The following is a 23,623-nucleotide window of genomic DNA, read 5'->3' on the forward strand; positions in this document are numbered from 1 at the left end:
CCATCGGAGGCAGCCAGCATGAAAACCATCCCTGCCCCACCCGCGCAGTCCCAGAGTCGCGAACTCACGGGATGCACTCAAGAAGGTAGGGCCGCATGACCGACGCCGCCGAACTGCGCCGCCGTGCCCAGGAGTTCCTGGCCGCCAACCCGCCCGCCACGACCGACCGACTGGACTTCCTGCGCGCCCGCTTCGACGCCGGGCTCGCCTGGGTGCACTACCCCGAGGGCCTCGGCGGACTGGGCGCCCCGCGCTCCCTCCAGGCCGTCGTGGACGCCGAACTGGAGGCCGCGGGCGCCCCCGACAACGACCCCCGCCGCATCGGCATCGGCCTCGGCATGGCCGCCCCGACCATCCTCCAGTACGGCACCGAGGAGCAGAAGCAGCGCTATCTGCGCCCCCTGTGGACCGGCGAGGAGGTCTGGTGCCAGCTCTTCAGCGAGCCCGGCGCCGGGTCCGACCTGGCCGCGCTCGGCACCCGCGCGGTGCGCGAGGGCGACGACTGGGTCGTCAACGGGCAGAAGGTGTGGACCTCCAGCGCCCACCTCGCCCGCTGGGCCATCCTCATCGCGCGCACCGACCCCGACGTGCCCAAGCACGCCGGCATCACCTACTTCCTGTGCGACATGACCGACCCCGGCGTCGAGGTGCGGCCGCTGCGCCAGATCACCGGCGAGGCCGAGTTCAACGAGGTGTTCCTCACCGATGTGCGCATCCCCGACTCCCGCCGCCTCGGCGCGGTCGGCGACGGCTGGAGGGTCGCGCAGACCACGCTGAACAACGAGCGCGTCGCCATCGGCGGTATGCGGCTGCCCCGCGAGGGCGGCATGATCGGCCCGGTCGCCAAGACCTGGCGCGAGCGGCCCGAGCTGCGCACGCACGACCTGCACCAGCGGCTGCTGAGGCTGTGGGTCGAGGCAGAGGTGGCCCGGCTGACCGGCGAACGTCTGCGCCAGCAGCTCGTCGCGGGCCAGCCCGGACCCGAGGGCGCCGGGATGAAGCTCGGCTTCGCCCGCCTCAACCAGGAGATCAGCGGCCTGGAGGTCGAACTCCTCGGCGAGGAGGGCCTGTTGTACGAGGACTGGACGATGCGGCGGCCGGAACTCGTGGACTTCACCGGACGCGACGCCGGTTACCGCTATCTGCGCGCCAAGGGCAACAGCATCGAGGGCGGCACCAGCGAGATCCTGCTGAACATCGTCGCCGAGCGGGTCCTCGGCCTGCCCGCCGAGCCGCGCACCGACAAGGACGTCGCCTGGAAGGACCTGGCCCGATGAGCGCACAGCCCGACCTGCTGTACTCGGAGGAGGAAGAGGCGCTGCGCGCCGCCGTCCGCGACCTGCTCGCCGACCACTGCGACGCCGCCGCCGTCCTGGCCCGCGTGGAGTCGGACTCCCCGCACGACCGCGCCGCCTGGAAGGCGCTGACCGACGGCATGGGCCTCGCGGGCCTGCTGGTCCCCGAGGAGCACGGCGGCCAGGGCGCCACGCACCGCGAAGCCGCCGTCGTCCTGGAGGAGTTGGGCCGCGCGGTCGCCCCCGTCCCCTTCCTCACCAGCGCCGTCGTCGCCACCGAGGCCCTGCTCGCGAGCGATGCCCCCGACCTGCTCGCCGACCTCGCCGCCGGCCGCCGCATCGGCGCCCTCGCCGTCGCCCTGAGCGTCGCACCCGGCGCCGCCTACCAGGTCGTACGGCACGAGGACGGCGCGCTGCACGGCAAGTTGACCGGCATCGCGGACGCGGCCGTGGCCGACGTCCTGTTCGTGCCCGCGGACGACGGTGGCCTGTACGCGGTCGACGCCTCCGCCGCCACGGTCACCCCGCAGGTCTCCCTGGACCTGACCCGGCCGCTGGCCACAGTTACCCTCGACGGCGCACCCGGCCGCCTGCTCGGCGACGCCGAACCCGCCGTCCACCGCGCCCTGCGCGCCGGTGCCGGACTCCTCGCCTCCGAACAACTCGGCCTCGCCGAGTGGTCGTTGACCGAGACCGTCCGCTACCTGAAGGAGCGCAAGCAGTTCAACCGGCCCGTCGGCGGCTTCCAGGCGCTCAAGCACCGGCTCGCCCAGCTGTGGCTGGAGGTCGTCAACCTGCGCGCCGCCGCCCGCAACGCGGCGGACGCCCTCGCCACCGGGGAGGACACACAGGTCGCGGTCGCCGTGGCGCAGTCCTACGCCGCCTCCGTCGCCGTGCACGCCGCCGAGGAGGCCCTGCAACTGCACGCCGGTATCGGCATGACGTGGGAGCACCCGGTGCACCTGTACCTCAAGCGCGCCAAGGCCGATTCCCTCGCCTACGGCACCGCGGGCGCGCACCGGACGGCCCTGGCCGAACTGGTCGACCTGCAAGCCCCCTGACCCGCACCGCAGTTCGGCCGCGAGAGCCCGCCCCACCTGGGGCGGGCTCTTTCGCGTCCCGCGGCGAAGGAATGAATGTCAGGCCAACTCCTGGCACACAAGGGTCTGTTGACGGCCCACGCACCCCATACTCCCTGTGGTCCCGACCCGCCCCACAGGGAGGCAGCACATGGCGTTCCTCACCCGTCGCAGAGCCCTCACCACGGCCGCCGCCGCGCTCACGGGCGTCCTCGCGGCGCCCGTCGGCACCGCCTACGCCACCGGGCGCGAGCACCGCCCCCGCCCGCTGTGGCGCGCCCACGCCCACAACGACTACGAGCACCCACGGCCCCTCCTGGACGCCCTCGACCACCGCTTCGGCAGCGTGGAGGCCGACATCTACCTGGTCGGCGACCGACTCCTGGTCGCCCACGACCCGGAGGACCTCGACCCGGCGCGCACCCTGGAGTCCCTCTACCTGGACCCGCTCGCCGCCCGCGTCCGGGCCCACCACGGCTCGGTGTACCACGGCCACCGCAAGCCGCTCCAACTGCTGGTCGACATCAAGACCGAAGGCGCCTCGACCTACCTCGAACTGGACCGGCACCTCAAGCGCTACCGGCACCTGTTCACGACGTACGCCCACGGCCGCGTGCACCGCGGCCCGGTCACCGCCGTGATCTCCGGCGACCGCGCGGCCCGCGCCCCGATGGAGGCGCAGCGGGTGCGCCGCGCCTTCTACGACGGCCGCCTCACCGACCTCGGCGGCTCGGCCCCCGCGTCTTTCATCCCGCTGATCAGCGACAACTGGACCAACCACTTCACCTGGACCGGAGCCGGCGCGTTCCCCGACACCGAGCGGCAGAAGCTCACGGCCATCATGCGGGCGGCCCACTCACGCGGTCAGCGCGTACGGTTCTGGGCCACCCCGGACCTGCCGGGCCCGGAGCGCGAGGCGCTGTGGGCGGCGCTGGTCGCCGCCGACGTCGACCACCTCAACACCGACGACCTCGCGGGCCTGGAGGCCTTCCTGGAGGCGCACGACCGGAGGTGACACCACACGTTCGGCGGACAGGTCAGCCGCCCGGACGAACCCTCCGCTACGCCACACTTGCGGCCGAACGCCGTGAATCGGACGTGTGCGGCGTGGCGGAGGAGGTTGACGATGGCCATTTCCATCTCGTTGGTGCTGCTGCTCCTGATCCTTGCGGTGATCTTCATGCGCAACGGCGGGCTGAAGGTCTCCCACGCCCTGGTCTGCGCGCTGCTCGGCTTCTACCTGGCCAGCACCAGCATCGCGCCCACCATCCACAGCGGCCTCACCGCCACCGCGGACATCGTCAGCAGCCTGAGACCGTGAGACCGCCGGGGCGGTGGGCCGCGGGGCGGCGCGTCACGGCGTGACGAACACCCCGATGCCGTTGGGGACCGCCCGTTCCGCACCGCCCGAGGGATGGTTGCGCACGGTCGGGGCCGAGGCGCCCGGCGCGCGGGCGACCAGTGTCGAGGAGCCGCCGCCGTCCAGGCTGAAGGCGTCGGTCGCGCCCAGCTTCCGCAGGGTGGCCGCCACCTCGGCCACGGTCAGGCCCCGGTACGCGGACCCGCCGTCCAGCGACAGCAGCAGCACCTGCTTGCCGCCGCCCGCGATCCCCACGGCGCTGCGCACCGCGACCGCACTGTCGTCCAGACCGGGCAGCGGCCGTCCGCCGGTCAGCACCGGGTACCCGCCGACCGCGAACCGGTAGGCGACCTTCGAGGCCGCCGCCACCAACTCGTGCAGCACCTTCACCGGCTGACCCGGCACCAGCTCGCGCAACCGCGCCGCCCCCGCCTCCCGGCCCACCAGCACGGTCGTCCCGGCCGGGATGGCGCCGCGGCCCGGGTCGTCGGCCCAGGACACCACCCGGCCGTTCTTGACGGTCACCTCATGGGTGTCCTTGCTGCATGGCGCGGCCCGGTTGGTGTCGGTGCCGCAGGTGGCCCGCACCCGGGAGACCGAGCCCCAGTCGGAGGTGAACGCGCCGACGGAGTTCACGGGCAGCGCGTACTGGTTGAGCCCGCCGAGCGGAAAGGACCCGGTGGCGGTGCGGACCGAGCCGGACAGCGCCAGGTCGTCCAGCCGGGCCCTGCGGTCCACGCCCACGCCGAGCACGTCCCTGGTGGAGGTGCCGGGCGGCAGCGCGGGTCCGAACCGCTGGCCGTTGGGCACCGCCGCCTTGAGCGCACGGCCGCCCGCGACCGCCGGTCCCACACTGGCACCGGTCACCTCGACACCCGGGTGCTGGGCCTCGGAGATGTTGAAGAAGTCGCCGTTCACCCCGGCCACGGCGCCCTGGGCACGGGCCAGTTGGGACAGGGGCGCCCGGGCGGCCACCTTCCCCGGGTACAGCAGGTCCAAGGTCACGTGCGGGTCGGTCAGGTCGACGCGGAGCAGGTGGCCGTGGGCGGTGCCCCGGGCGCCCCGGATGTCGAAGTGCTCGTAGACCACGCCCGGGGCGATCCGGCCGCGCGGGGCGGCCTCGACCGGTGCCGCCCCGGCCAGGGCGGCAGCGGCCAGCGAGCCGAGTGCGGTGAGAAGGGTCAGTGCCGTGCGGTACGCCGTGAACCGTCTTTGACGCTTCGTCACAAATCCCCCTGAGGGTTCGTCAACTGTCCCAGGACTCAGGGGAAGTGCACCAGAACACGGCGCCCGGAAGGGCGCTTAGACACCAAGGACGCGAGAACGCGTCAGAAAACGCACCCCCTCGGGTGCTTCCAGCGAGAAACCGCTGCCCCGGCCCTCGACGACATCCACAATCAGCCGGGTGTGCGCCCAGGCCTGGAACTGCTCGCGGGACATCCAGAAGGTCACCGGCTCGTCGACGCCGTCCACGTACAGCTCCGCCAGCAGCACGTCCGAACCACCGGTGCGGAACTCGCCCGCCGGGTAGCACATGGGCGCGCTGCCGTCGCAGCAGCCGCCGGACTGATGGAACATCAGCGGACCGTGCTCCGCGTGCAGCCGCCGCACCAGATCGGCGGCGGCCGGCGTGAGCGTGACGCGCGGGATCTCCTCGTACATGCCAACCATCCCCAGGGGAAGCCGAATCCGGGACTCCGGCCGTCACCGGCCGGACGGACCAGGGCACCACGGGGGAGGTTGCGAGAGCGTTGCAGCCCCGCTCAGCGGGTGCCGTGCGCCGTCCCGCTCAGCGGGCGGCGTACGGCGTGAAGCGGGCGGGGGTGTGGTCGATCGGCAGGCCGGGGCGCCAGGCCGTCAGCGCCTGGGCGCTGCACACGAACAGCTCCTGCGGCAGCGCGTCCAGGGCGTACCAGCGCCAGTCGCCGACCCGCTCGCCGGGCTGGTCGGCGGGCTCGCCGCGCCAGGCGGCCACCTCGGCGGCGACGGTGATCCTGACGACACCGTCGACGTGGTCGAGGAGGGTGCCGAGGAGGCGTACGTCCGCCGGGTCGGCGGCCAGCCCGGTCTCCTCGGCCAGCTCGCGCACGACCGTCTCCTCCAGCGACTCCCCGGGTTCCACCATGCCGCCCGGCAGTTCCCAGGTGCCGTGCCGGTGGTGGCCGAGCAGCAGTCCCCGGGGCCCGTGCAGGATCGCGCCGACCCCGAGGGCGGTCTGCGGCACGGGCGGACGGGTCGTGCGGGGGCGCGAGGAGACGCGGGGCGGGGGTGTCATGGGGCTCCTGGCAGTCGTAGGGCCGCGCTGGGGGCGTACGGATCTTCCGACGAGACAGTAGTCCGCGGCCTTGACAGGGCGTCGGGTGTGGGGCTTTCTAGGGATGTTGCGCATAACGATACTGTTGTGTATTTCGCAACTCAGCCTCTGTTTCCCCACACCGCGGAGCAGTGCCACCGATGACGCGCAAGCCACCTGCCGAAGACCCCGGAGACGCCCGGCTGCGGGTCGGCCCGCCGAAGGAGTACGCCGCCGGACTCCCCGCGGTCACCTCCTCGCTGCGGCACGCCGGCGACCAGATGGGAGCCCGGCGCAGCCTGCTCACCCTGCTCCGCGTCAACCAGAAGGAGGGCTTCGACTGTCCCGGCTGCGCCTGGCCGGAACCCGACCACCGGCACCGGGCGGAGTTCTGCGAGAACGGCGCCAAGGCCGTGGCCGAGGAGGCCACCGTCCGCCGGGTGACCCCCGACTTCTTCGCGGCCCACACACTGGAGGACCTGCTCCCGCGCAGCGACTACTGGCTCGGCGGGCAGGGACGTCTCACCCACCCCATGTACCGTCCGGCCGGTGCCGACCGCTACCGGCCGATCTCCTGGGACGACGCCTTCGCCGTGATCGCCCGCGAACTCACCGACCTCGACCACCCCGACCAGGCCGCCTTCTACACCTCCGGCCGGGCGAGCAACGAGGCGGCCTTCCTCTATCAGCTCTTCGTCCGCGGCTTCGGCACCAACAACCTGCCGGACTGCTCCAACATGTGCCACGAGTCCAGCGGCGCCGCGCTGACGGAGACCATCGGCATCGGCAAGGGCAGCGTCAGCCTGGAGGACCTCCACCGGGCCGACCTGATTCTCGTCGTCGGCCAGAACCCGGGCACCAACCATCCCCGTATGCTCTCCGCCCTGGAGCGGGCCAAGCGGCGGGGCGCCCGGGTCATCGCCGTCAACCCACTGCCGGAAGCCGGGCTGCTGCGGTTCAAGAACCCCCAGAACGCGTCCGGGGTCATCGGTAGCGGCACCAGGCTCGCCGACCGGTTCCTCCAGATCAGGCTCGGCGGTGACCAGGCACTCTTCCAGGCCTTCAACCGCCTGCTGCTGGAGGCGGAGGACGCGTCGCCCGGCACCTGTCTGGACACCGCCTTCATCGAGCGGCACACCCACGGCTTCGAGGAGTTCGCCGAGCGCGCCCGCACGGTGCCCTGGGACGACATCCTCCGGGCCACCGGCCTGCCCGAGCGGGAGATCAGGGACGCCTTCGACGAGGTACTGCGCGCCGAGCGGATCGTCGTGTGCTGGGCGATGGGGCTCACCCAGCACCGGCACTCCGTGCCCACCATCCGCGACGTCGTCAACTTCCTCCTCCTGCGCGGCAACATCGGCCGCCCCGGCGCGGGCCTGTGCCCGGTGCGCGGCCACTCCAATGTGCAGGGCGACCGCACGATGGGGATCCACGAGAAGCCGGACCCCGCCTTCCTGGACCGGCTCGGCGCCGAGTTCGCCTTCACACCCCCGCGCCGGCACGGCCACGACGCCGTGGACACCATCCGCGCCATGCGCGACGGCGAGGTGAAGGTCTTCGTCGCCCTCGGCGGCAACTTCGTCGCCGCCGCCCCCGACACCGACCTGACCGAACGGGCCCTGCGCCGGTGTCGCCTCACCGTCCAGATCTCCACCAAGCTCAACCGCTCCCACGTCATCACCGGGGAGCAGGCCCTGATCCTCCCCTGCCTCGGCCGCACCGAGGCCGACCTGCGGCCGGGCAGCCCCCAACTGGTCACCGTGGAGGACTCCATGGGCATGGTGCACCTCTCCCGGGGACGCCTCGCGCCCGCTTCCGAGCACCTGCTGAGCGAGGTCGCCATCGTCTGCCGCATGGCCCGCGCCGTCCTCGGGGACTTTGGCCCCGCCGCGCCGTGGGAGGAGTTCGAGGCGGACTACGACCGCGTCCGTGACCGGATCGCGCGCGTGGTCCCCGGCTTCGAGGACTTCAACGCCCGTGTCCGGCGGCCGGGCGGCTTCGCCCTGCCCCACCCGCCGCGCGACGAACGCCGGTTCACCACGGCCACCGGCCGCGCCCATTTCACCGCGAACCCACTGGAGAGCCCCACGGTTCCCCCGGGCCGCCTGCTGTTGCAGACCCTGCGCTCCCACGGCCAGTACAACACCACCGTCTACGGCCTGGACGACCGCTACCGGGGCATCCACCAGGGCCGCCGGGTGCTCTTCGTCCACCCCGACGACCTCGCCGAGCGCGGCCTGTCCGACGGGGACACGGTCGACATCGTCAGCGAGTGGGACGACGGTGTGGAGCGCCGCGCACCCGCCTTCCGCGTCGTGCCCTACCCGACCCCTCGCGGCTGCTGCGCCGCCTACTTCCCCGAGACCAACGTCCTGGTCCCGCTGGACTCCACGGCGGCCGTGAGCAACACGCCCACGTCCAAGTCGGTCGTGGTACGGCTGGAACGGGCCCCTCGCACCGCTTGACCGCCGGTCCGCACTCCATGATGCTGAGTTGCGACACGTGAGATACGTACCGCAATAAGCAACGCCAGGCATCATCCGAATCACCTCACGAACCAGCCGAGGAGAGGCCATGTCGCACCAGGTCCGTGCTGTCGTCGCGCGGGGCAAGGGCGCCCCCGTCAGCCTGGAAACGATCGTCGTGCCGGACCCGGGGCCGGGAGAGGCGCTGGTCAAGATCGAGGCGTGCGGGGTCTGCCACACCGATCTGCACTACCGCGAGGGCGGGATCAACGACGACTTCCCCTTCCTGCTCGGGCACGAGGCGGCCGGAGTCGTGGAGTCGGTGGGGGAGGGCGTCACCGATGTCGCCCCCGGTGACTTCGTGATCCTCAACTGGCGTGCCGTGTGCGGCCACTGCCGGGCCTGTCTGCGCGGACGCCCCTGGTACTGCTTCGACACCCACAACGCCAAGCAGCGGATGACCCTCCTCGACGGCACCGAACTCGCCCCGGCCCTCGGCATCGGCGCCTTCGCGGAGAAGACACTGGTCGCGGCCGGGCAGTGCACCAAGGTCGACCGTACGGCCTCGGCCGCCGCCGCGGGTCTGCTCGGCTGCGGAGTCATGGCCGGGATCGGTGCCGCCATCAACACCGGGAACGTCGGCCGCGGCGACACGGTCGCCGTCATCGGCTGCGGCGGCGTCGGGGCGGCGGCGATCGCCGGGGCGAGCCTGGCCGGGGCGGCGAAGGTGATCGCCGTCGACATCGACGACCGCAAGCTCGCCACGGCCGGGAACCTGGGCGCCACCCACACCGTCAACTCCAAGGAGACCGACGCCGTCGAGGCGATCCGCGAGCTGACCGGCGGTTTCGGCGCCGACGTGGTGATCGAGGCGGTGGGCCGCCCGGAGACGTACAAGCAGGCCTTCTACGCCCGCGACCTCGCCGGGACCGTCGTCCTCGTCGGTGTCCCCACCCCGGAGATGAAGCTGGAGCTGCCCCTGCTGGACGTCTTCGGCCGCGGCGGCGCCCTGAAGTCCTCCTGGTACGGCGACTGCCTGCCCTCCCGCGACTTCCCGATGCTCATCGACCTCTACCTCCAGGGGCGGCTCGACCTGGACGCCTTCGTCACCGAGACCATCGCGCTGGACGAGGTGGAGAAGGCGTTCGAGCGGATGCACCACGGCGACGTCCTGCGCTCGGTGGTGGTCCTGTGACGGCCGCCCGCATCGAGCGCCTCGTCACCTCCGGGCAGTTCAGCCTCGACGGCGGCACCTGGGACGTCGACAACAACGTCTGGATCGTCGGCGACGACCACGAGGTGATCGTCATCGACGCCGCGCACGACGCCGACGCCATCGCCGAGGCCGTCGGTGACCGCAGACTGACCGCCGTCGTCTGCACCCACGCCCACAACGACCACATCGACGCCGCGCCCGACCTCGCCGCACGCACCGGCGCCCCGGTCCTGCTCCACCCCGACGACCTGCCGCTGTGGAAGCAGACCCACCCCGACCGGGCGCCCGACGCCGACCTCACCGACGGGCAGACCCTCACGGTGGCCGGGGTCGAGCTGACCGTGCTGCACACACCGGGCCACGCCCCGGGCGCGGTCTGCCTCCACGCGCCCGCGCTGGGCGCCCTGTTCAGCGGCGACACGCTCTTCGCCGGCGGACCCGGGGCGACCGGGAGGTCCTACAGCGATTTCCCGACCATCGTCGACTCCATCCGCGGCCGGCTGCTGACCCTGCCGCCGGAGACCGTCGTGCACACCGGCCACGGTGACACGACGACCATCGGCGCGGAGGCCCCGCACCTCCAGGAGTGGATCGACCGCGGCCACTGACACCTCCGACACCCCTCTCCCGCCCGCCCTCGGCTCGTGACCGCGCGAGCCGATGCGGCGGGCTGTTTTGTTGTTCACCGCGAAATATGTTGTTCATGGCGCAACGCGAAACTGGCGTCGCGAGTGCCCTCGGGACTCCTTGACAGGGGTTCAGGGCGACCCCAGACTGATGTTGCGCTTACCGCAATCCGTTTCGTTATACGCACCCGAGGTGTCATGATGATTCCCGCGTGCCGTCTCGCGGACCTGCCGCGAGGTGAGGCCCACCGGCTCGACATCGATCCGCCGGTCTCGGTGTTCCACACCGACGACGGCGAGCTGTTCGCCATCGACGACACCTGCACCCACCAGGACGCCTCGCTCGCCGACGGCTGGCTGGAGGGCTGCGAGGTGGAATGCCCGCTGCATGCCTCCAAGTTCGACCTGCGGACCGGCGCGGTCGACGCCCCGCCGGCCAAGCTGCCGGTGCGGACGCACGAGGTGGTGGTCGAGGACGGCACGGTCTACGTCCGGCTCTCCACGGACGCCCCCAACCTCCCGCCCTGCGTCACGGCCCGCCTGGCCGGGGGCCCCGCGTGAGGAGCGTCGTCGTGGTCGGCGCCTCACTGGCCGGCCTGTCGGCGGTCCGCTCCCTGCGCAAGCAGGGCTTCGACGGCCGGCTGGTCGTCATCGGGGACGAACTCCACCGCCCCTACGACCGGCCCCCGCTGTCCAAGGAGTTCCTGGCCGGGACCCTCGGCGAGGCCGAACTCGCCCTGGAGGCGGACGACGAGGACCTCGGCGCCGAATGGCTGCTCGGCGTGCGTGCCACCGGCCTCGACCACGCACGGCATGCCGTGCGCCTGGCCGACGGGCGGGAGGTGCGGGCCGACGGATGCGTGATCGCGACCGGCGCCGCGGCGCGCGCCCTGCCCGGCTCCGAGGGGCTGGCCGGGGTGCACACCCTGCGCACCCTGGACGACGCCCGCGCCCTGCGGGACGAACTGGGCCGCGGCGGACGGCTGGTGGTGATCGGCGCCGGGTTCATCGGGGCGGAGGTCGCCTCCACCGCGTACGCCCTGGGGATCGACACGACCGTCGTCGAGGCCGCCCCGACCCCGCTCGCCGGGCCGCTCGGCGAGACCATGGGTGCCGTCGTCTCCGCGCTGCACACCGATCACGGGGTGCGGCTGGTGTGCGGGGTGGGCGTGAAGGGGCTGAGCGGCGAGGAACGCGTGGACGCGGTGCTGCTGGAGGACGGTCGCGCCATCCCCGCGGACATTGTCGTCGTCGGCGTGGGCGCCCGGCCGAACGTCGAGTGGCTGGAGGGGTCCGGCATCGCCCTCGACAACGGCGTCAAGTGCGGCGCCGACGGCCGGACCAGCCTGGCCGGTGTGGTCGCGGTCGGCGACTGCGCCAACTGGTACGACCCGCGCGCCGGTCACCACCGCCGCGTCGAACACTGGACCGGCGCCCGGGAACGCCCCGACGCCGCGGTCGCGGCGTTGCTGGCGGGCGGCGCGGTGGAACCGGGCGTGCCCAGGCCGCCGTACTTCTGGTCCGACCAGTACGGAGTGAAGATCCAGTTCGCCGGTCACGCCGCGGGTGCGGACAGTGTCACCGTCGAGGCCGGATCGGCGGACGGGCGCGATGTCCTCGCCGTCTACCGGCGGGCCGGGGACCCGGTCGCGGTGCTCGGGATGAACCAGCCGCGGCTGTTCATGCGCTGGCGCAAGCAGTTGGCCGCCACCGCGTCTTGACACCGCCCCGGCATCACCCCATGCTGCGGTTGCACATCGCACGCAGCGTTGCTCGATGCAAAACGCCGTCCGGAGTCGCTCGTCCCGGCGCGTGAATCACCTCTCCACGACGTCCTCCCGAGGAGTGCCCGTGACCCCGACCGGCCTGCCGGACAGTCTGATCGCCACTCTCCCCGGCTCCGCCTACACCGATCCGGCCGTCTTCGCCCAGGAGCAGGAGCACATCTTCGAAGCCCTGTGGTTCTGCGTGGCCCGCGCCTCCGAGCTGGACAGGCCCGGCGCCTTCCGCACCGTCGACGTGGGCCGGGAGAGCATCCTCGTCACCCGGGCCCGGGATCAGAGCATCCGTGCGTACTTCAATGTGTGCCGGCACCGCGGCGCCAGGCTCTGCACCGAGGAGTCCGGCGAGGTCAAGCGGGCCTTCCAGTGCCCCTACCACGCCTGGACCTACGGCCTGGACGGCAAGCTCGTCGCCGCCCCCAACCTCACCAAGATGCCCGATGTGAGCCGCACCGAGTACGGGCTGACCGGCGTCCAGGTGCGCGAGTGGCTGGGCTATGTCTGGGTCTGCCTGGCGGAGAACCCGCCGCCCTTCGAGCAGGCCGTCATCGGTGACGTGGTCGAACGCCTCGGCGACGTCGAGTCGATCGAGCACTACGGCATCGAGGACCTGAAGGTGGGCCGCCGCATCACCTACGACGTGCAGGCGAACTGGAAGCTCATCGTCGAGAACTTCATGGAGTGCTACCACTGCGCCACCATCCACCCCGAACTCACCGAGGTGCTCCCCGAGTTCGCCGACGGCTACGCGGCCCAGTACTACGTGGGGCACGGCGCCGAGTTCGGCGACGGTATACAGGGGTTCACGGTCGACGGCTCGGAAGGGCTGGATCGTATACCGGGCGTCGCCGAGGAGCAGGACCGCCGCTACTACGCGATCACCGTCCGCCCGCAGGTCTTCATCAACCTGGTGCCCGACCATGTGATCTTCCATCGCATGTACCCGGTCGCCGTGGACCGCACGGTCGTCGAGTGCGACTGGCTCTACCTGCCGCACGTGGTGGAGAGCGGCAAGGACGTCAGCCGGTCGGTGGAGCTGTTCCACCGGGTCAACCAGCAGGACTTCGACGCCTGCGAGCGGACCCAGCCCGGCATGAGCTCCCGTACGTACGCCAAGGGCGGCGTCCTGGTGCCCAGCGAGCACCACATCGGCGCGTTCCACGAGTGGGTCAACGAGCGCCTGGGAACCCCGCAGGGGTGAGTCAGCCCAGGTAGCCCATGCGGTGGCTGATCTCCTGGGCGCCCTGGAGCAGCGTCGGGGACAGCTCGTGCAGCCGCTCCTCGGTCAGCCGGTAGCCGGGGCCGGAGGCGCTGAGCGCGGCGATGACCTGGCCGTCCCGGTTGCGGACCGGGGCGGCCATCGCGTGCAGGCCGATCTCCAGCTCCTCCAGCGTGTAGGCGTAGCCGCGCTCGCGCGCCTCGGCGAGGTGCTTCTCCAGCTTGGTCTTCGCGGTGATGGTGTGCGGGGTGACCTTCTTCAGCCCGGCCGTGCCCAGCAGCGCCGCGCGCTCCTTGGCGGGCATGTGGGCCAGCAGGATCTTGCCGCTGGAGGTGGCGTGCAGGGGGGTCAGCTGGCCCACCCAGTTGTGTGCGGTGATCGCTCCGGGTCCGCGCACCTGGTACAGGTTGATCGCGTAGTGCTCCTGCATGACGGCGATGTTCACCGTCTCGCCCAGTTCCTCCGCGAGCCGCTCGCAGACCGGACGGCCCTGCTGCGTGATGTCGATACGGCCGGTGACCGCGCCGGCCAGCCGGACGATCCCGAAGCCCAGCCGGTACTTGCCGCGCTCGCCCGCCTGCTCCACCAGACCGCGCGTCTCCAGCGCGCCGAGCAGCCGGAAAGCCGTCGACTTGTGGACGTCGATCTCGCCCGCCACCTCGCTGACTCCCGCCTCGCCGCGCTGGGCGAGGATCTCCAGGACGCTGATGGCACGGTCGACCGACTGCACGCCGCCGGCGGGTGAATTCGACGTTTCCGTTTCAGGGCTGTAGTTGCTCACAGTGAAACTATACGCGTAGTAAACAACAAGCCTGCAAGCAACACCTACGTAACCAAGATCCTGAAGTTGCGCTGCTCGCAACCTGGTGCGTATAGCGGGACTCGGTCTAGCATGCGGCACACATCTACGGCGCGAGTGAGACGAGGCACCATGGCTCCTGTGCAGTACGACTTCGTCATCGTCGGCGGCGGTTCGGCCGGCTGTGCCCTGGCGAACCGGCTCTCCGCGGATCCGGCCAACCGGGTCCTGGTCCTGGAGGCGGGCAGGTCGGACTACCCGTGGGATGTCTTCATCCACATGCCCGCGGCGCTCACCTACCCCATCGGCAGCCGGTTCTACGACTGGAAGTACGAGTCCGAGCCCGAGCCCCACATGGGCGGCCGCCGTGTCTACCACGCCCGCGGCAAGGTGCTCGGCGGCTCCAGCAGCATCAACGGCATGATCTTCCAGCGCGGCAACCCCATGGACTACGAGCGCTGGGCCGCCGACCCCGGCATGGAGACCTGGGACTACGCCCACTGCCTGCCGTACTTCCGCCGCATGGAGAACTGTCTGGCCGCCGACCCCGACGACGAGTTCCGCGGCCACGACGGCCCCCTCGTCCTCGAACGCGGCCCCGCGACCAACCCCCTCTTCCACGCCTTCCTCAAGGCCACCGAGGAGGCCGGGTACCCGCCCACCGACGACGTCAACGGCTTCCGGCAGGAGGGCTTCGCGAAGTTCGACCGCAACGTCCACCGCGGGCGCCGGCTGTCCGCCTCCAAGGCGTACCTCAAGCCCGTGCTGAAGCGCCCGAACCTCACCGTGCGGACCCGCGCCTTCGTCACCCGCGTGCTGTTCGAGGGCAAGCGCGCCGTCGGCGTCGAGTACCGGCGCGGTCGGGGCGCCCTCCAGCAGGTCCGCGCGGGCGAGGTCATCCTGTGCGGCGGCGCCATCAACTCCCCGCAGCTGCTCCAGCTCTCCGGCGTCGGCAACGCCGCCGAACTGAGCGCCCTCGGCATCGACGTCGTCCACGACCTCCCCGGGGTCGGCGAGAACATGCAGGACCACCTGGAGGTCTACGTCCAGTACGCCTGCAAGCGGCCCGTCTCCATGCAGCCGTACATGGCCAAGTGGCGCGCGCCCTTCATCGGGCTGCAGTGGCTGTTCCGCAAGGGCCCGGCGGCCACCAACCACTTCGAGGCGGGCGGCTTCGCGCGCAGCAACGAGGACGTCGACTACCCCAACCTGATGTTCCACTTCCTGCCCGTCGCGGTCCGCTACGACGGCTCCTCGCCGGCCGGGGACCACGGCTACCAGGTGCACGTGGGGCCCATGTACTCGGACGCCATCGGCTCGGTGAAGATCAAGAGCAAGGACCCGCGAGTGCACCCGGCCCTCCGCTTCAACTATCTCTCCACCGAGCAGGACCGCCGCGAGTGGGTCGAGGCGATCCGCGTGGCCCGCGAGATCCTCAACCAGCCCGCCCTCGCCCCCTACAACGGCGGCGAGGTCTCACCCGGCCCCGGAGTGCGGACGGACGAGGAGATCCTCGACTGGGTCGCCAAGGAGGGCGAGACCGCGCTGCACCCCTCCTGCACCTGCAGGATGGGCACCGACGACATGGCCGTCGTCGACCCGACCAGCATGCGCGTGCACGGTCTGGAGGGGCTGCGGGTCGTGGACGCCTCCGTCATGCCGTACGTGACCAACGGCAACATCTATGCTCCCGTCATGATGATCGCCGAGAAGGCCGCCGACCTGATCCTCGGCAAGCAGCCGCTGGAGCCGTCGAAGGCCGCGTACTACCGCCACCGCGACGCGCAGAAGCAGACGGGGTAGGCATTGGCGACCGAAGGACTCCGGGCGCTGCTGCACAGCGTCCGCTACGAAGTGCTGCCCGCCAAGGCCACCGAGGAGAAGGTCCTCGCCCATGTGCCGCGCGACGTCGTCGTCACCGTGACGGCGTCCCCGGTCAAGGGCCTGGAACCGACCCTGGACCTCACGGCGCGGCTCGCGGGGCACGGCTACCGGGTCGTTCCGCACGTCCCCGCGCGGCTCCTGCGCGACGACGCGCACCTGAAGGAGGTCGCGGGCCGGCTGCGGGAGGCCGGCGTGGACGACGTCTTCGTCCCGGCCGGGGACGCCGACCCGCCCTCCGGTGACTTCCACGGGGCGCTCCCCGTGCTGCGCAGGCTGGGCGAGCTGGGCAGCCCGTTCGCCCGGGTCGGCGTCACCGGCTACCCCGAGAGCCATCCGGTCATCGACGACGACATCACCGTGCAGGCGATGTGGGACAAGCGCGAGCACGCCACGTACATCGTCAGCAACCTCTGCTTCGACCCGCGGGTGCTGGGGGAGTGGCTGGTTCGTATACGGCGCAGGCGGGTCGAGCTGCCGGTGCACGTGGGCGTCGCCGGGCCGGTGCAGCGGGCCAAGCTGCTGGCCATGGCCACGAAGATCGGGGTGGGGGAGTCGACGCGGTTCCTCACCCGGCACCCGTCGTGGTTCGTGCGGTTCGCCGCACCCGGCGGGTACGCGCCCGAGCGGCTGCTGACCCGGGCGCGGGACGCGCTCACCGCGCCCGCCTCGGGCGTGGCCGGGCTGCACCTGTTCACCTTCAACCAGATCGCCGAGACCGAGCGGTGGCGCCGGGCGCTGCTGGACCGGCTGGGCGGCTGAAGGACGGCATACGACGAGGGCGGGACCGGAAGCTCCGGGCCCGCCCTCGTCGTATACGTCCGCCGCCTCAGCGGAAGACGATCGTGCGGTTGCCGTCCACCATGACACGGCTCTCGCTGTGCCACTTCACGGCGTGCGCCAGCACCTGCGCCTCCACGTCCCGCCCCACCGTGACCAGCTCGCCCGGGTCCAGCGAGTGGTCCACCCGGACCACGTCCTGCTCGATGATCTGCCCCTCGTCCAGGTCCGGCGTCACATAGTGCGCGGTCGCGCCGACGAGCTTCACGCCCCGCCGGTACGCCTGCTCGTAGGGGCGGGCGCCCTTGAAGCTCGGGAGGAAGGAGTGGTGGATGTTGATGGCGCGGCCCTCCAGCTGCTTGCACAGGTCGTCGGAGAGGACCTGCATGTAGCGGGCCAGTACCACCAGGTCGATGTCCAGCTCCCGCACCAGCTCCAGCAGCCGCGCCTCGGCCTCGGGCTTGGTCTCCTTGGTCACCGGGATGTGGTGGAAGGGGATGCCGTAGGTCTCCGCCAGCCCCTCGAAGTCGCGGTGGTTGGAGACGATCGCGGGGATCTCGATGTTCAGCGCGCCGGTGCGCTTGCGGAAGAGCAGGTCGTTCAGGCAGTGCCCGAACTTCGACACCATGATCAGCGTCCGGGTGGGCGTCGCCGCCTCGGTCAGGTTCCAGGAGATGGCGTACGCCTGCGCCACGGGACCGAACCGGGCGCGCAGACCGTCCAGTCGGAGGTCGGGGTCCAAGACGTCGAAGTGCACCCGCATGAAGAAGCGGCCCTGAAGTCGGTCGTCGAACTGCTGGCTTTCCAGGATGTTTCCGGAGTTCCTGACGAGGAAGCCGCTCACGGCGTGCACCAGTCCCGCGCTGTCGGGACAGGAGAGGGTCAGGACGTACTCACGGCCGGGCTGGGGACGAGGGGACATGGGCGACCTCCGTCGGTGCGTAATGCACAACTTGGTGAGCGATACGCAACATGGTCGGCCCGGTGTGGTGCGCGGTCAAGGGTGGGCAGGTAAAGGGCAGCATGGCGAAATCGTCATCGGCCGACCTCTTGACGCTGCCCTGTTCATTCGCCACTGTGTTCCACCACAAGCAATCGGGTGCACAATGCGCAACGAATCCTCAGGGAAAGGCCCGTCGCGTGGCAGACCTGTACGTGGATGGCGAATGGCGGGACCCGGTGGCCGGCGGACGACGCGAGATCCGCTGCCCGGCCGACGGCACACTCGCGGCCACGGTCTCGGAGGGGACCCGCCCCGACGCCGAGGCCGCGATCGCCGCGGCCCGCCGGGCCTTCGACACGGGGCCCTGGCCGCACACCCCCGAACGCGAGCGCGGCGCACTGCTGCTGCGCACCGCCGACATCATCGAGCGCGACACCAAGGTGTTCGCCCGCGCCGAGTCCCTGGACACCGGCAAGCGGCTGGTGGAGAGCGAGTACGACATCGCCGACGTCGTCTCCTGCTTCCGCTACTACGGCGGACTCGCCGGCACCGACGCCGGACGCGTGATCGACACCGGCCGCGACGACGCGGTCAGCCGCGTCGGCTACGAACCGGTCGGCGTGTGCGCGCTCATCACCCCCTGGAACTACCCGCTCCTCCAGGCCGGTTGGAAGGTCGCCCCGGCCCTCCTCGCGGGCAACACCATCGTCCTCAAGCCCAGCGAACTCACCCCCTCCACCTCCGTGTTGCTGATGAGGGCACTGGAGGAGGCGGGCATCCCGGCAGGCGCCGCCAACCTGGTGCTCGGCGCCGGTCCCGAGGTGGGCGCCCCGCTCGCCGAGGACCCGGCCGTCGACATGGTCTCCTTCACCGGCGGCCTGGACACCGGCAGACGGATCATGGCCACCGCCGCCGCGACCGTGAAGAAGGTCGCCCTCGAACTCGGCGGCAAGAACCCCAACGTCGTCTTCGCCGACGCCGACTTCGACGCGGCCGTCGACTTCGCCCTCACCGCCGTGTTCCTGCACTCCGGGCAGGTCTGCTCGGCCGGCGCCCGGCTCATCGTCGAGGACGGCCTGCACGACCGCTTCGTCGACGAGGTCGTCCGCCGGGCCCGCCGCATCCGCCTCGGCGGCCCCTTCGACCCCGAGGCCGAGACCGGCGCGCTGATCTCCGCACAGCACCTGGCCAAGGTCGAGGCCTACGTCGCCGCCGGACTCGCCGAGGGCGCCGTCCTGCGCTGCGGCGGCGCCCGGCCCGAGGACCCGGAGCTGGCGGGCGGCCACTACTACCCGCCCACCGTGCTCGACGAGTGCCGGCAGGACATGCGCGTGGTGCACGAGGAGTCCTTCGGACCCGTGCTCACCGTGGAGCGCTTCACCGACGAGGACGACGCCGTACGCATCGCCAACGACACCGACTACGGGCTCGCCGGAGCCGTATGGACCCAGGACGCCGGGAAGGCCCAGCGGGTCGCCCGGCGGCTGCGCCACGGCACGGTGTGGATCAACGACTACCACCCCTATGTGCCGCAAGCGGAATGGGGTGGCTTCGGGCACTCGGGCGTGGGCCGTGAGCTGGGACCCACCGGCCTGAACGAGTACCGAGAGCCCAAGCACATCTGGCAGAACATCCGACCCCGGCCGCAGCACTGGTTCAGCGGCTGAATGCCGAAAGAAGGTCGAACGTGACCACACAGACCGAGGTGCCGCAGCGGCGCGGCACGTCCCAGGACTCGGGCTCCACCCCGGTCATCTCCGTGCGCAGGCTGTGGAAGGTGTTCGGTCCCAAGGCCGACCAGGTACCGGACTCCGAGGAGCTGTGCGGCCTCACCCGCCGCGAGCTGATGGACCGTACCGGCTGTACCGCCGCCGTGCGCGACGTGCACTTCGACGTCTCGCCCGGCGAGGTCTTCGTCGTCATGGGCCTGTCCGGCTCCGGCAAGTCCACCCTGGTGCGCTGTCTGACCCGGCTGATCGAACCCACCGCGGGCGAGGTCGTCTTCGAGGGCGAGGACATCCGCATGGCCGACGCCGCGCGCCTGCGCGAGCTGCGCCGCCGCAAGTTCTCCATGGTCTTCCAGCACTTCGGGCTGCTGCCGCACCGCCGCGTCGTCGACAACGTGGCGTTCGGTCTGGAGATCCGCGGCATGGGCCGCGCCGAGCGCGTGAAGCGCGCCATGGAGGTCGTCGAACTCGTCGGCCTCGCGGGCTACGAGAACTCCTACCCCGCCCAGTTGTCCGGCGGTATGCAGCAACGCGTGGGCCTGGCAAGGGCGTTGGCGGGCGACCCGGACGTGCTGTTCTTCGACGAACCCTTCTCGGCGCTCGACCCGCTGATCCGCCGCGACATGCAGAACGAGGTCATCCGGCTGCACCACGAGGTCGGCAAGACCATGGTGTTCATCACCCACGACCTGTCCGAGGCGCTCAAGCTCGGCGACCGCATCCTGATCATGCGGGACGGAAAGATGGTCCAGTGCGGCACCGGCGACGAACTCGTCGGCGCCCCGGCGGACGACTACGTCCGCGAGTTCGTCAAGGACGTGCCGCGCGGCGACGTCCTCACCCTGCGCTGGATCATGCGCCCCGTAGCGGACGGCGACGAACTCGACGGCCCCGAACTCGGCCCGGACGTGGTGGTGAAGGAGGCCACCCGGGCGGTGCTCTCCGCCGACAAGCCGGTCAAGGTCGTGGAGAACGGCGAACTGCTCGGCATCGTCGGCGACGAGGAGATCCTCGCGGTCGTGGCCGGGCGGGAAGGCGGCGTCTGATGACCGTCGTCATGGAGAAACCCGGCACCGCGCAAGAGACCGAACCGGACGGTCCGGCCAAGCGCACCCGCCGGATCACCCGCCCCATGGTCGTCGGTGCCGTCATCGCCCTGTGGCTGCTGCTCTTCGCGATCCTGCGCGGCAGACACACCCTCTCCCTCGGCGCGGCCGACCTCACCGACCTGCACCGCTGGATCAACGACGTCAACGACTCCATCGGCGCCAACCGCAACTCCAACCCGCTCTTCCTCTACTTCTTCAATGAGATCCGCCTGGTCATCGACACCTTGGTGACCTTCGTCCAGGAGCTCATCTCCCAGCCCACCGCGGGCCGCCCGGTCCCGCAGATCGGCTGGCTCGGCGTCGTCGGCATCGCCGGGTACGTCTCCTGGGCCGTCGGCAACTGGCGGGTCGCGCTGCTGGCCGTCGCCGGCTTCACCTTCATGGGCCTGCAGGGCCTGTGGCAGGAGAGCATGGACACCCTGGCGCTGACGCTCTCCGCGGTCCTGGTCGCGCTGCTCTTCGCGATCCCGCTCGGCGTGTGGGCGGGGCTGTCCGACCGGGTCAACCGGATCATCACGCCCCTGCTCGACTTCATGCAGACGATGCCGACCTTCGTCTACCTGGCCCCGCTGACCCTGTTCTTCCTCATCGGCGGCGCCTCCGCCACCATCGCCACCGTCATCTACGCGGCCCCGCCCGCCATCCGCATCACCGCGCACGCCATCCGCAACGTGCCGACGACCACCGTGGAGGCGGCCGACTCGCTCGGCGCGACCCGCCGGCAGTCCCTGCTGAAGGTGCTGCTGCCGATGTCCAAGCGGACCGTCGTGCTGGGCGTCAACCAGACCATCATGGCGGCCCTCGCCATGGTGACCATCGCCGCCCTGATCGACGCCCCCGGCCTCGGCAAGACCGTCGTCCAGGCCCTCCAGTCGCTCGACGTCGGCACCGCCTTCAACGCGGGCCTCGCCATCGTCGTCATGGCGATCGTCCTGGACCGCGTCACCACGGCGGCGAGCGTCCGCGAGGAGGCCGCCCGCCGCTCCGACCCCCGCCTCGCGGCCTGGCGGCGACCGCTGCTCGCCGCCGGAGCGGCGGTCACCGCCGTGCTGATCTACCTCTCGCACACCTACCTCTGGGCGGCCGAGTTCCCCGGCGAGGGCAGCACCGGGAGCGCCATCGCCCGCTGGGCCGACTCCGTGACCACCTGGGCGCAGGACAACCTGTCCGGGCTCACCAACGCCTTCCGTGACGCCGTCACCAACGGTCTGCTCAACCCGTTCCAGACGCTGCTCACCGACTCGCCCTGGTGGCTCGTCGGCGCGGTGCTGATCACGCTGGCCGTCGTGCTCGGCGGGATCCGCGCGGGCGTCACCACACTTGTGTGCGTGGGCCTGCTGGTCGGCACCGGACTGTGGGCGGACGCCATGACCACGCTCGCCTCCACGCTGGTGGCGACCGTGCTGGTGATGGCGCTCGGCATCGTCTTCGGCGTGTGGATGGGGCGCAGCGCCCTGGCGGACCGGCTGATCCGGCCCAGTCTGGACGCGGCCCAGGTCATGCCGCCGTTCGTCTACCTCGTGCCGTTCCTCGCCCTGTTCGGCGCCACCCGCTTCACGGCCATCGTCGCCGCGGTCGTCTACGGCGCCCCCGTCGCCATGAAGATCATCGCGGACGGCATCAGGGCGGTGCCCGAGACCACGGTGGAGGCGGCCACCTCCGCCGGGTGCAACACCTGGCAGATCATCACCAAGGTCCAGCTGCCGATGGCACGCGGCGCCCTGACCCTCGCCACCAACCAGGGCCTCATCTACGTGCTGTCGATGGTCGTGGTGGGTGGCCTGGTGGGCGCGGGCGCCCTCGGCTACGACGTCGTGGCCGGCTTCTCGCAGGGCCAGTTGTACGGGAAGGGGCTCGCGGCGGGGCTCGCCATCGTCCTTCTCGGCGTCATGTTCGACCGGATCACACAGGCAGCGGCTCGCCGCACCAGCGCATAAGGAGCACCACACCATGGCAAGACACTGGAGAGCGGGCGCGGCCGGCCTCGCGGTCCTCGGCCTCACGCTCACGGCCTGCGGCGGCGCGAAGGTCGGTGAGGACTCGGCGGGCGGCTCGGGCAGCTCCGGGGAGTGCGGCACCTTCAACCTCGCGGTCAACCCGTGGGTGGGCTACGAGGCCAACGCCGCGGTCATCGCGTACGTCGCGGACGAGTACCTGGGCTGCGACGTCAAGCAGAAGGATCTCAAGGAGGAGATCGCCTGGCAGGGCTTCGGCACCGGTGAGGTCGACGCCGTCGTGGAGAACTGGGGCCACGACGACCTGAAGAAGAAGTACATCACCGACCAGAAGACCGCCGTCGACGCGGGCCCGACCGGCAACGAAGGGCTCATCGGCTGGTACGTGCCGCCGTGGCTGGCCGAGGAGCACCCCGACATCCTCGACTGGGAGAACCTCAACAAGTACGCGGCCGAGTTCCGGACGTCCGAGTCGGGTGGCAAGGGCCAGCTCCTCGACGGCGACCCGTCGTTCGTCACCAACGACGAGGCGCTGGTGACCAATCTGAAGCTGGACTACAAGGTCGTGTACGCGGGCAGCGAGACCGCGCTCATCCAGGCCTTCCGCAAGGCGGAGAAGGACAAGGAATGGGTGATCGGCTACTTCTACGAGCCGCAGTGGTTCATGTCCGAGGTGCCGCTGAGGAAGGTCAAGCTGCCCGACTACAAGGAGGGCTGCGACGCCGACCCGGAGAAGATCGCCTGCGACTACCCGGTCTACAAGCTCGACAAGATCGTCAGCGCGAAGTTCGCCAAGTCCGGCAGCCCGGCCTATGACCTGGTGAAGAAGTTCACCTGGACCAACGACGACCAGAACATCGTGGCCAAGTACATCGCGGTGGACAAGATGGCCCCCGAAGCCGCGGCCAAGAAGTGGGTCGAGGCCAACCGCGACAAGGTGGACGCCTGGATCAAGTAACGCTCTCGTACGGCCTTTCCCACATGCCCGGCGGGCGGTGCGCGCGGACGCGCACCGCCCGCCGGGCATCGCCGTCTTCCGGGGCGTTTCCCGACGTCACCGGACCTCTTGACACCCACTTGCGCGGCGGGCACATT

At 71.1% G+C, this 23,623-nt stretch carries 20 protein-coding genes and 1 pseudogene; 16 read left to right on the forward strand and 5 right to left on the reverse strand.

What is annotated here, in order from left to right:
* Positions 1–95: 95 nt before the first annotated feature.
* The 4 genes from ACZ7L7_RS36365 to ACZ7L7_RS36380 all read left to right on the forward strand — a co-directional run bounded on the left by ACZ7L7_RS36365 (position 96) and on the right by ACZ7L7_RS36380 (position 3,695).
* Positions 96–1,277 (forward strand): acyl-CoA dehydrogenase family protein, encoded by a 1,182-nt coding sequence (locus tag ACZ7L7_RS36365; RefSeq protein WP_471430115.1) that lies wholly within the window; start codon positions 96–98, stop codon positions 1,275–1,277.
* A complete protein-coding gene (locus ACZ7L7_RS36370) occupies positions 1,274–2,356 on the forward strand; it encodes an acyl-CoA dehydrogenase family protein (RefSeq protein ID WP_471430113.1) in 1,083 nt (360 codons plus the stop codon). The genes ACZ7L7_RS36365 and ACZ7L7_RS36370 overlap by 4 nt, the downstream gene beginning before the upstream one ends.
* Before the next feature lie 169 nt (positions 2,357–2,525).
* Entirely contained in the window at positions 2,526–3,389 is an 864-nt protein-coding gene (locus tag ACZ7L7_RS36375; RefSeq protein ID WP_453608017.1) for a phosphatidylinositol-specific phospholipase C/glycerophosphodiester phosphodiesterase family protein, read from the forward strand.
* Positions 3,390–3,500: 111 nt separating this feature from the next.
* Positions 3,501–3,695 (forward strand): hypothetical protein, encoded by a 195-nt coding sequence (locus ACZ7L7_RS36380; RefSeq protein ID WP_093723770.1) that lies wholly within the window; start codon positions 3,501–3,503, stop codon positions 3,693–3,695.
* Between the two features lie 33 nt (positions 3,696–3,728).
* Here the strand turns inward: ACZ7L7_RS36380 and ACZ7L7_RS36385 are convergent, their stop codons facing one another.
* The 3 genes and pseudogenes from ACZ7L7_RS36385 to ACZ7L7_RS36395 all read right to left on the reverse strand — a co-directional run.
* On the reverse strand, positions 3,729–4,961 hold the full coding sequence (locus tag ACZ7L7_RS36385) for a phosphodiester glycosidase family protein (RefSeq protein WP_472077962.1): 1,233 nt from the start codon (positions 4,959–4,961) through the stop codon (positions 3,729–3,731).
* Between the two features lie 75 nt (positions 4,962–5,036).
* Positions 5,037–5,396: a DUF779 domain-containing protein gene (locus tag ACZ7L7_RS36390; protein WP_285516785.1), complete on the reverse strand. Its 360-nt coding sequence runs from the start codon at positions 5,394–5,396 to the stop codon at positions 5,037–5,039.
* Between the two features lie 127 nt (positions 5,397–5,523).
* Positions 5,524–6,006, reverse strand: a pseudogene (locus ACZ7L7_RS36395) (nucleotide triphosphate diphosphatase NUDT15); the annotation flags it as partial.
* A gap of 182 nt (positions 6,007–6,188) precedes the next feature.
* Between ACZ7L7_RS36395 and ACZ7L7_RS36400 the strand changes: the two are divergent.
* The 6 genes from ACZ7L7_RS36400 to ACZ7L7_RS36425 all read left to right on the forward strand — a co-directional run bounded on the left by ACZ7L7_RS36400 (position 6,189) and on the right by ACZ7L7_RS36425 (position 13,316).
* Positions 6,189–8,492, forward strand: coding sequence for an FdhF/YdeP family oxidoreductase (locus tag ACZ7L7_RS36400; protein WP_472077963.1), 2,304 nt, complete (start codon positions 6,189–6,191; stop codon positions 8,490–8,492).
* 109 nt (positions 8,493–8,601) lie between these two features.
* Positions 8,602–9,687, forward strand: a complete 1,086-nt coding sequence (locus ACZ7L7_RS36405; RefSeq protein WP_472077964.1) for an S-(hydroxymethyl)mycothiol dehydrogenase — start codon at positions 8,602–8,604, stop codon at positions 9,685–9,687.
* Positions 9,684–10,316: an MBL fold metallo-hydrolase gene (locus tag ACZ7L7_RS36410; RefSeq protein WP_472077965.1), complete on the forward strand. Its 633-nt coding sequence runs from the start codon at positions 9,684–9,686 to the stop codon at positions 10,314–10,316. Before ACZ7L7_RS36405 ends, ACZ7L7_RS36410 begins: the two co-directional genes overlap by 4 nt.
* 216 nt (positions 10,317–10,532) lie before the next feature.
* Positions 10,533–10,895 carry a bifunctional 3-phenylpropionate/cinnamic acid dioxygenase ferredoxin subunit gene (locus tag ACZ7L7_RS36415; RefSeq protein WP_093723764.1) on the forward strand — a complete coding sequence of 121 codons (363 nt, stop codon included), beginning with the start codon at positions 10,533–10,535 and terminating at the stop codon, positions 10,893–10,895.
* Complete coding sequence (locus ACZ7L7_RS36420; protein WP_472077967.1) at positions 10,892–12,055, forward strand: NAD(P)/FAD-dependent oxidoreductase; 1,164 nt, start codon at positions 10,892–10,894, stop codon at positions 12,053–12,055. The genes ACZ7L7_RS36415 and ACZ7L7_RS36420 overlap by 4 nt, the downstream gene beginning before the upstream one ends.
* A gap of 130 nt (positions 12,056–12,185) precedes the next feature.
* Complete coding sequence (locus tag ACZ7L7_RS36425; RefSeq protein ID WP_453608033.1) at positions 12,186–13,316, forward strand: aromatic ring-hydroxylating oxygenase subunit alpha; 1,131 nt, start codon at positions 12,186–12,188, stop codon at positions 13,314–13,316.
* A 1-nt stretch (position 13,317) separates the two neighbouring features.
* On the opposite strand, the gene ACZ7L7_RS36430 is transcribed toward ACZ7L7_RS36425, so the two are convergent.
* The gene (locus ACZ7L7_RS36430; protein ID WP_472077978.1) at positions 13,318–14,064 is read right to left on the reverse strand and encodes an IclR family transcriptional regulator; all 747 of its coding nucleotides are present in this window, start codon (positions 14,062–14,064) and stop codon (positions 13,318–13,320) included.
* Between the two features lie 201 nt (positions 14,065–14,265).
* Between ACZ7L7_RS36430 and betA the strand changes: the two genes are divergently transcribed.
* A complete protein-coding gene (gene betA, locus ACZ7L7_RS36435) occupies positions 14,266–15,936 on the forward strand; it encodes a choline dehydrogenase (protein WP_472077968.1) in 1,671 nt (556 codons plus the stop codon).
* A 3-nt stretch (positions 15,937–15,939) separates the two neighbouring features.
* Entirely contained in the window at positions 15,940–16,776 is an 837-nt protein-coding gene (locus ACZ7L7_RS36440) for a methylenetetrahydrofolate reductase (RefSeq protein ID WP_472077969.1), read from the forward strand.
* A gap of 67 nt (positions 16,777–16,843) precedes the next feature.
* Here ACZ7L7_RS36440 and purU read toward each other — a convergent pair whose 3' ends face one another.
* Positions 16,844–17,716 (reverse strand): formyltetrahydrofolate deformylase, encoded by an 873-nt coding sequence (gene purU, locus ACZ7L7_RS36445; RefSeq protein WP_453608042.1) that lies wholly within the window; start codon positions 17,714–17,716, stop codon positions 16,844–16,846.
* A 218-nt stretch (positions 17,717–17,934) separates the two neighbouring features.
* Here purU and ACZ7L7_RS36450 point away from each other — a divergent pair, with 218 nt between their 5' ends.
* From ACZ7L7_RS36450 to ACZ7L7_RS36465, 4 genes are read left to right on the forward strand one after another with little or no spacing between them, the layout of a single operon-like run.
* Positions 17,935–19,404: an aldehyde dehydrogenase family protein gene (locus ACZ7L7_RS36450; RefSeq protein WP_472077970.1), complete on the forward strand. Its 1,470-nt coding sequence runs from the start codon at positions 17,935–17,937 to the stop codon at positions 19,402–19,404.
* A gap of 20 nt (positions 19,405–19,424) precedes the next feature.
* A complete protein-coding gene (locus ACZ7L7_RS36455; protein ID WP_472077971.1) occupies positions 19,425–20,510 on the forward strand; it encodes a quaternary amine ABC transporter ATP-binding protein in 1,086 nt (361 codons plus the stop codon).
* Positions 20,510–22,510, forward strand: coding sequence for an ABC transporter permease (locus tag ACZ7L7_RS36460; RefSeq protein ID WP_285516795.1), 2,001 nt, complete (start codon positions 20,510–20,512; stop codon positions 22,508–22,510). The genes ACZ7L7_RS36455 and ACZ7L7_RS36460 overlap by 1 nt, the downstream gene beginning before the upstream one ends.
* Positions 22,511–22,523: 13 nt before the next feature.
* Entirely contained in the window at positions 22,524–23,486 is a 963-nt protein-coding gene (locus ACZ7L7_RS36465; protein WP_472077972.1) for an ABC transporter substrate-binding protein, read from the forward strand.
* The last annotated feature ends 137 nt before the right edge of the window (positions 23,487–23,623 follow it).

The sequence above is a fragment of the Streptomyces sp. NPDC110618 genome, assembly GCF_055657065.1.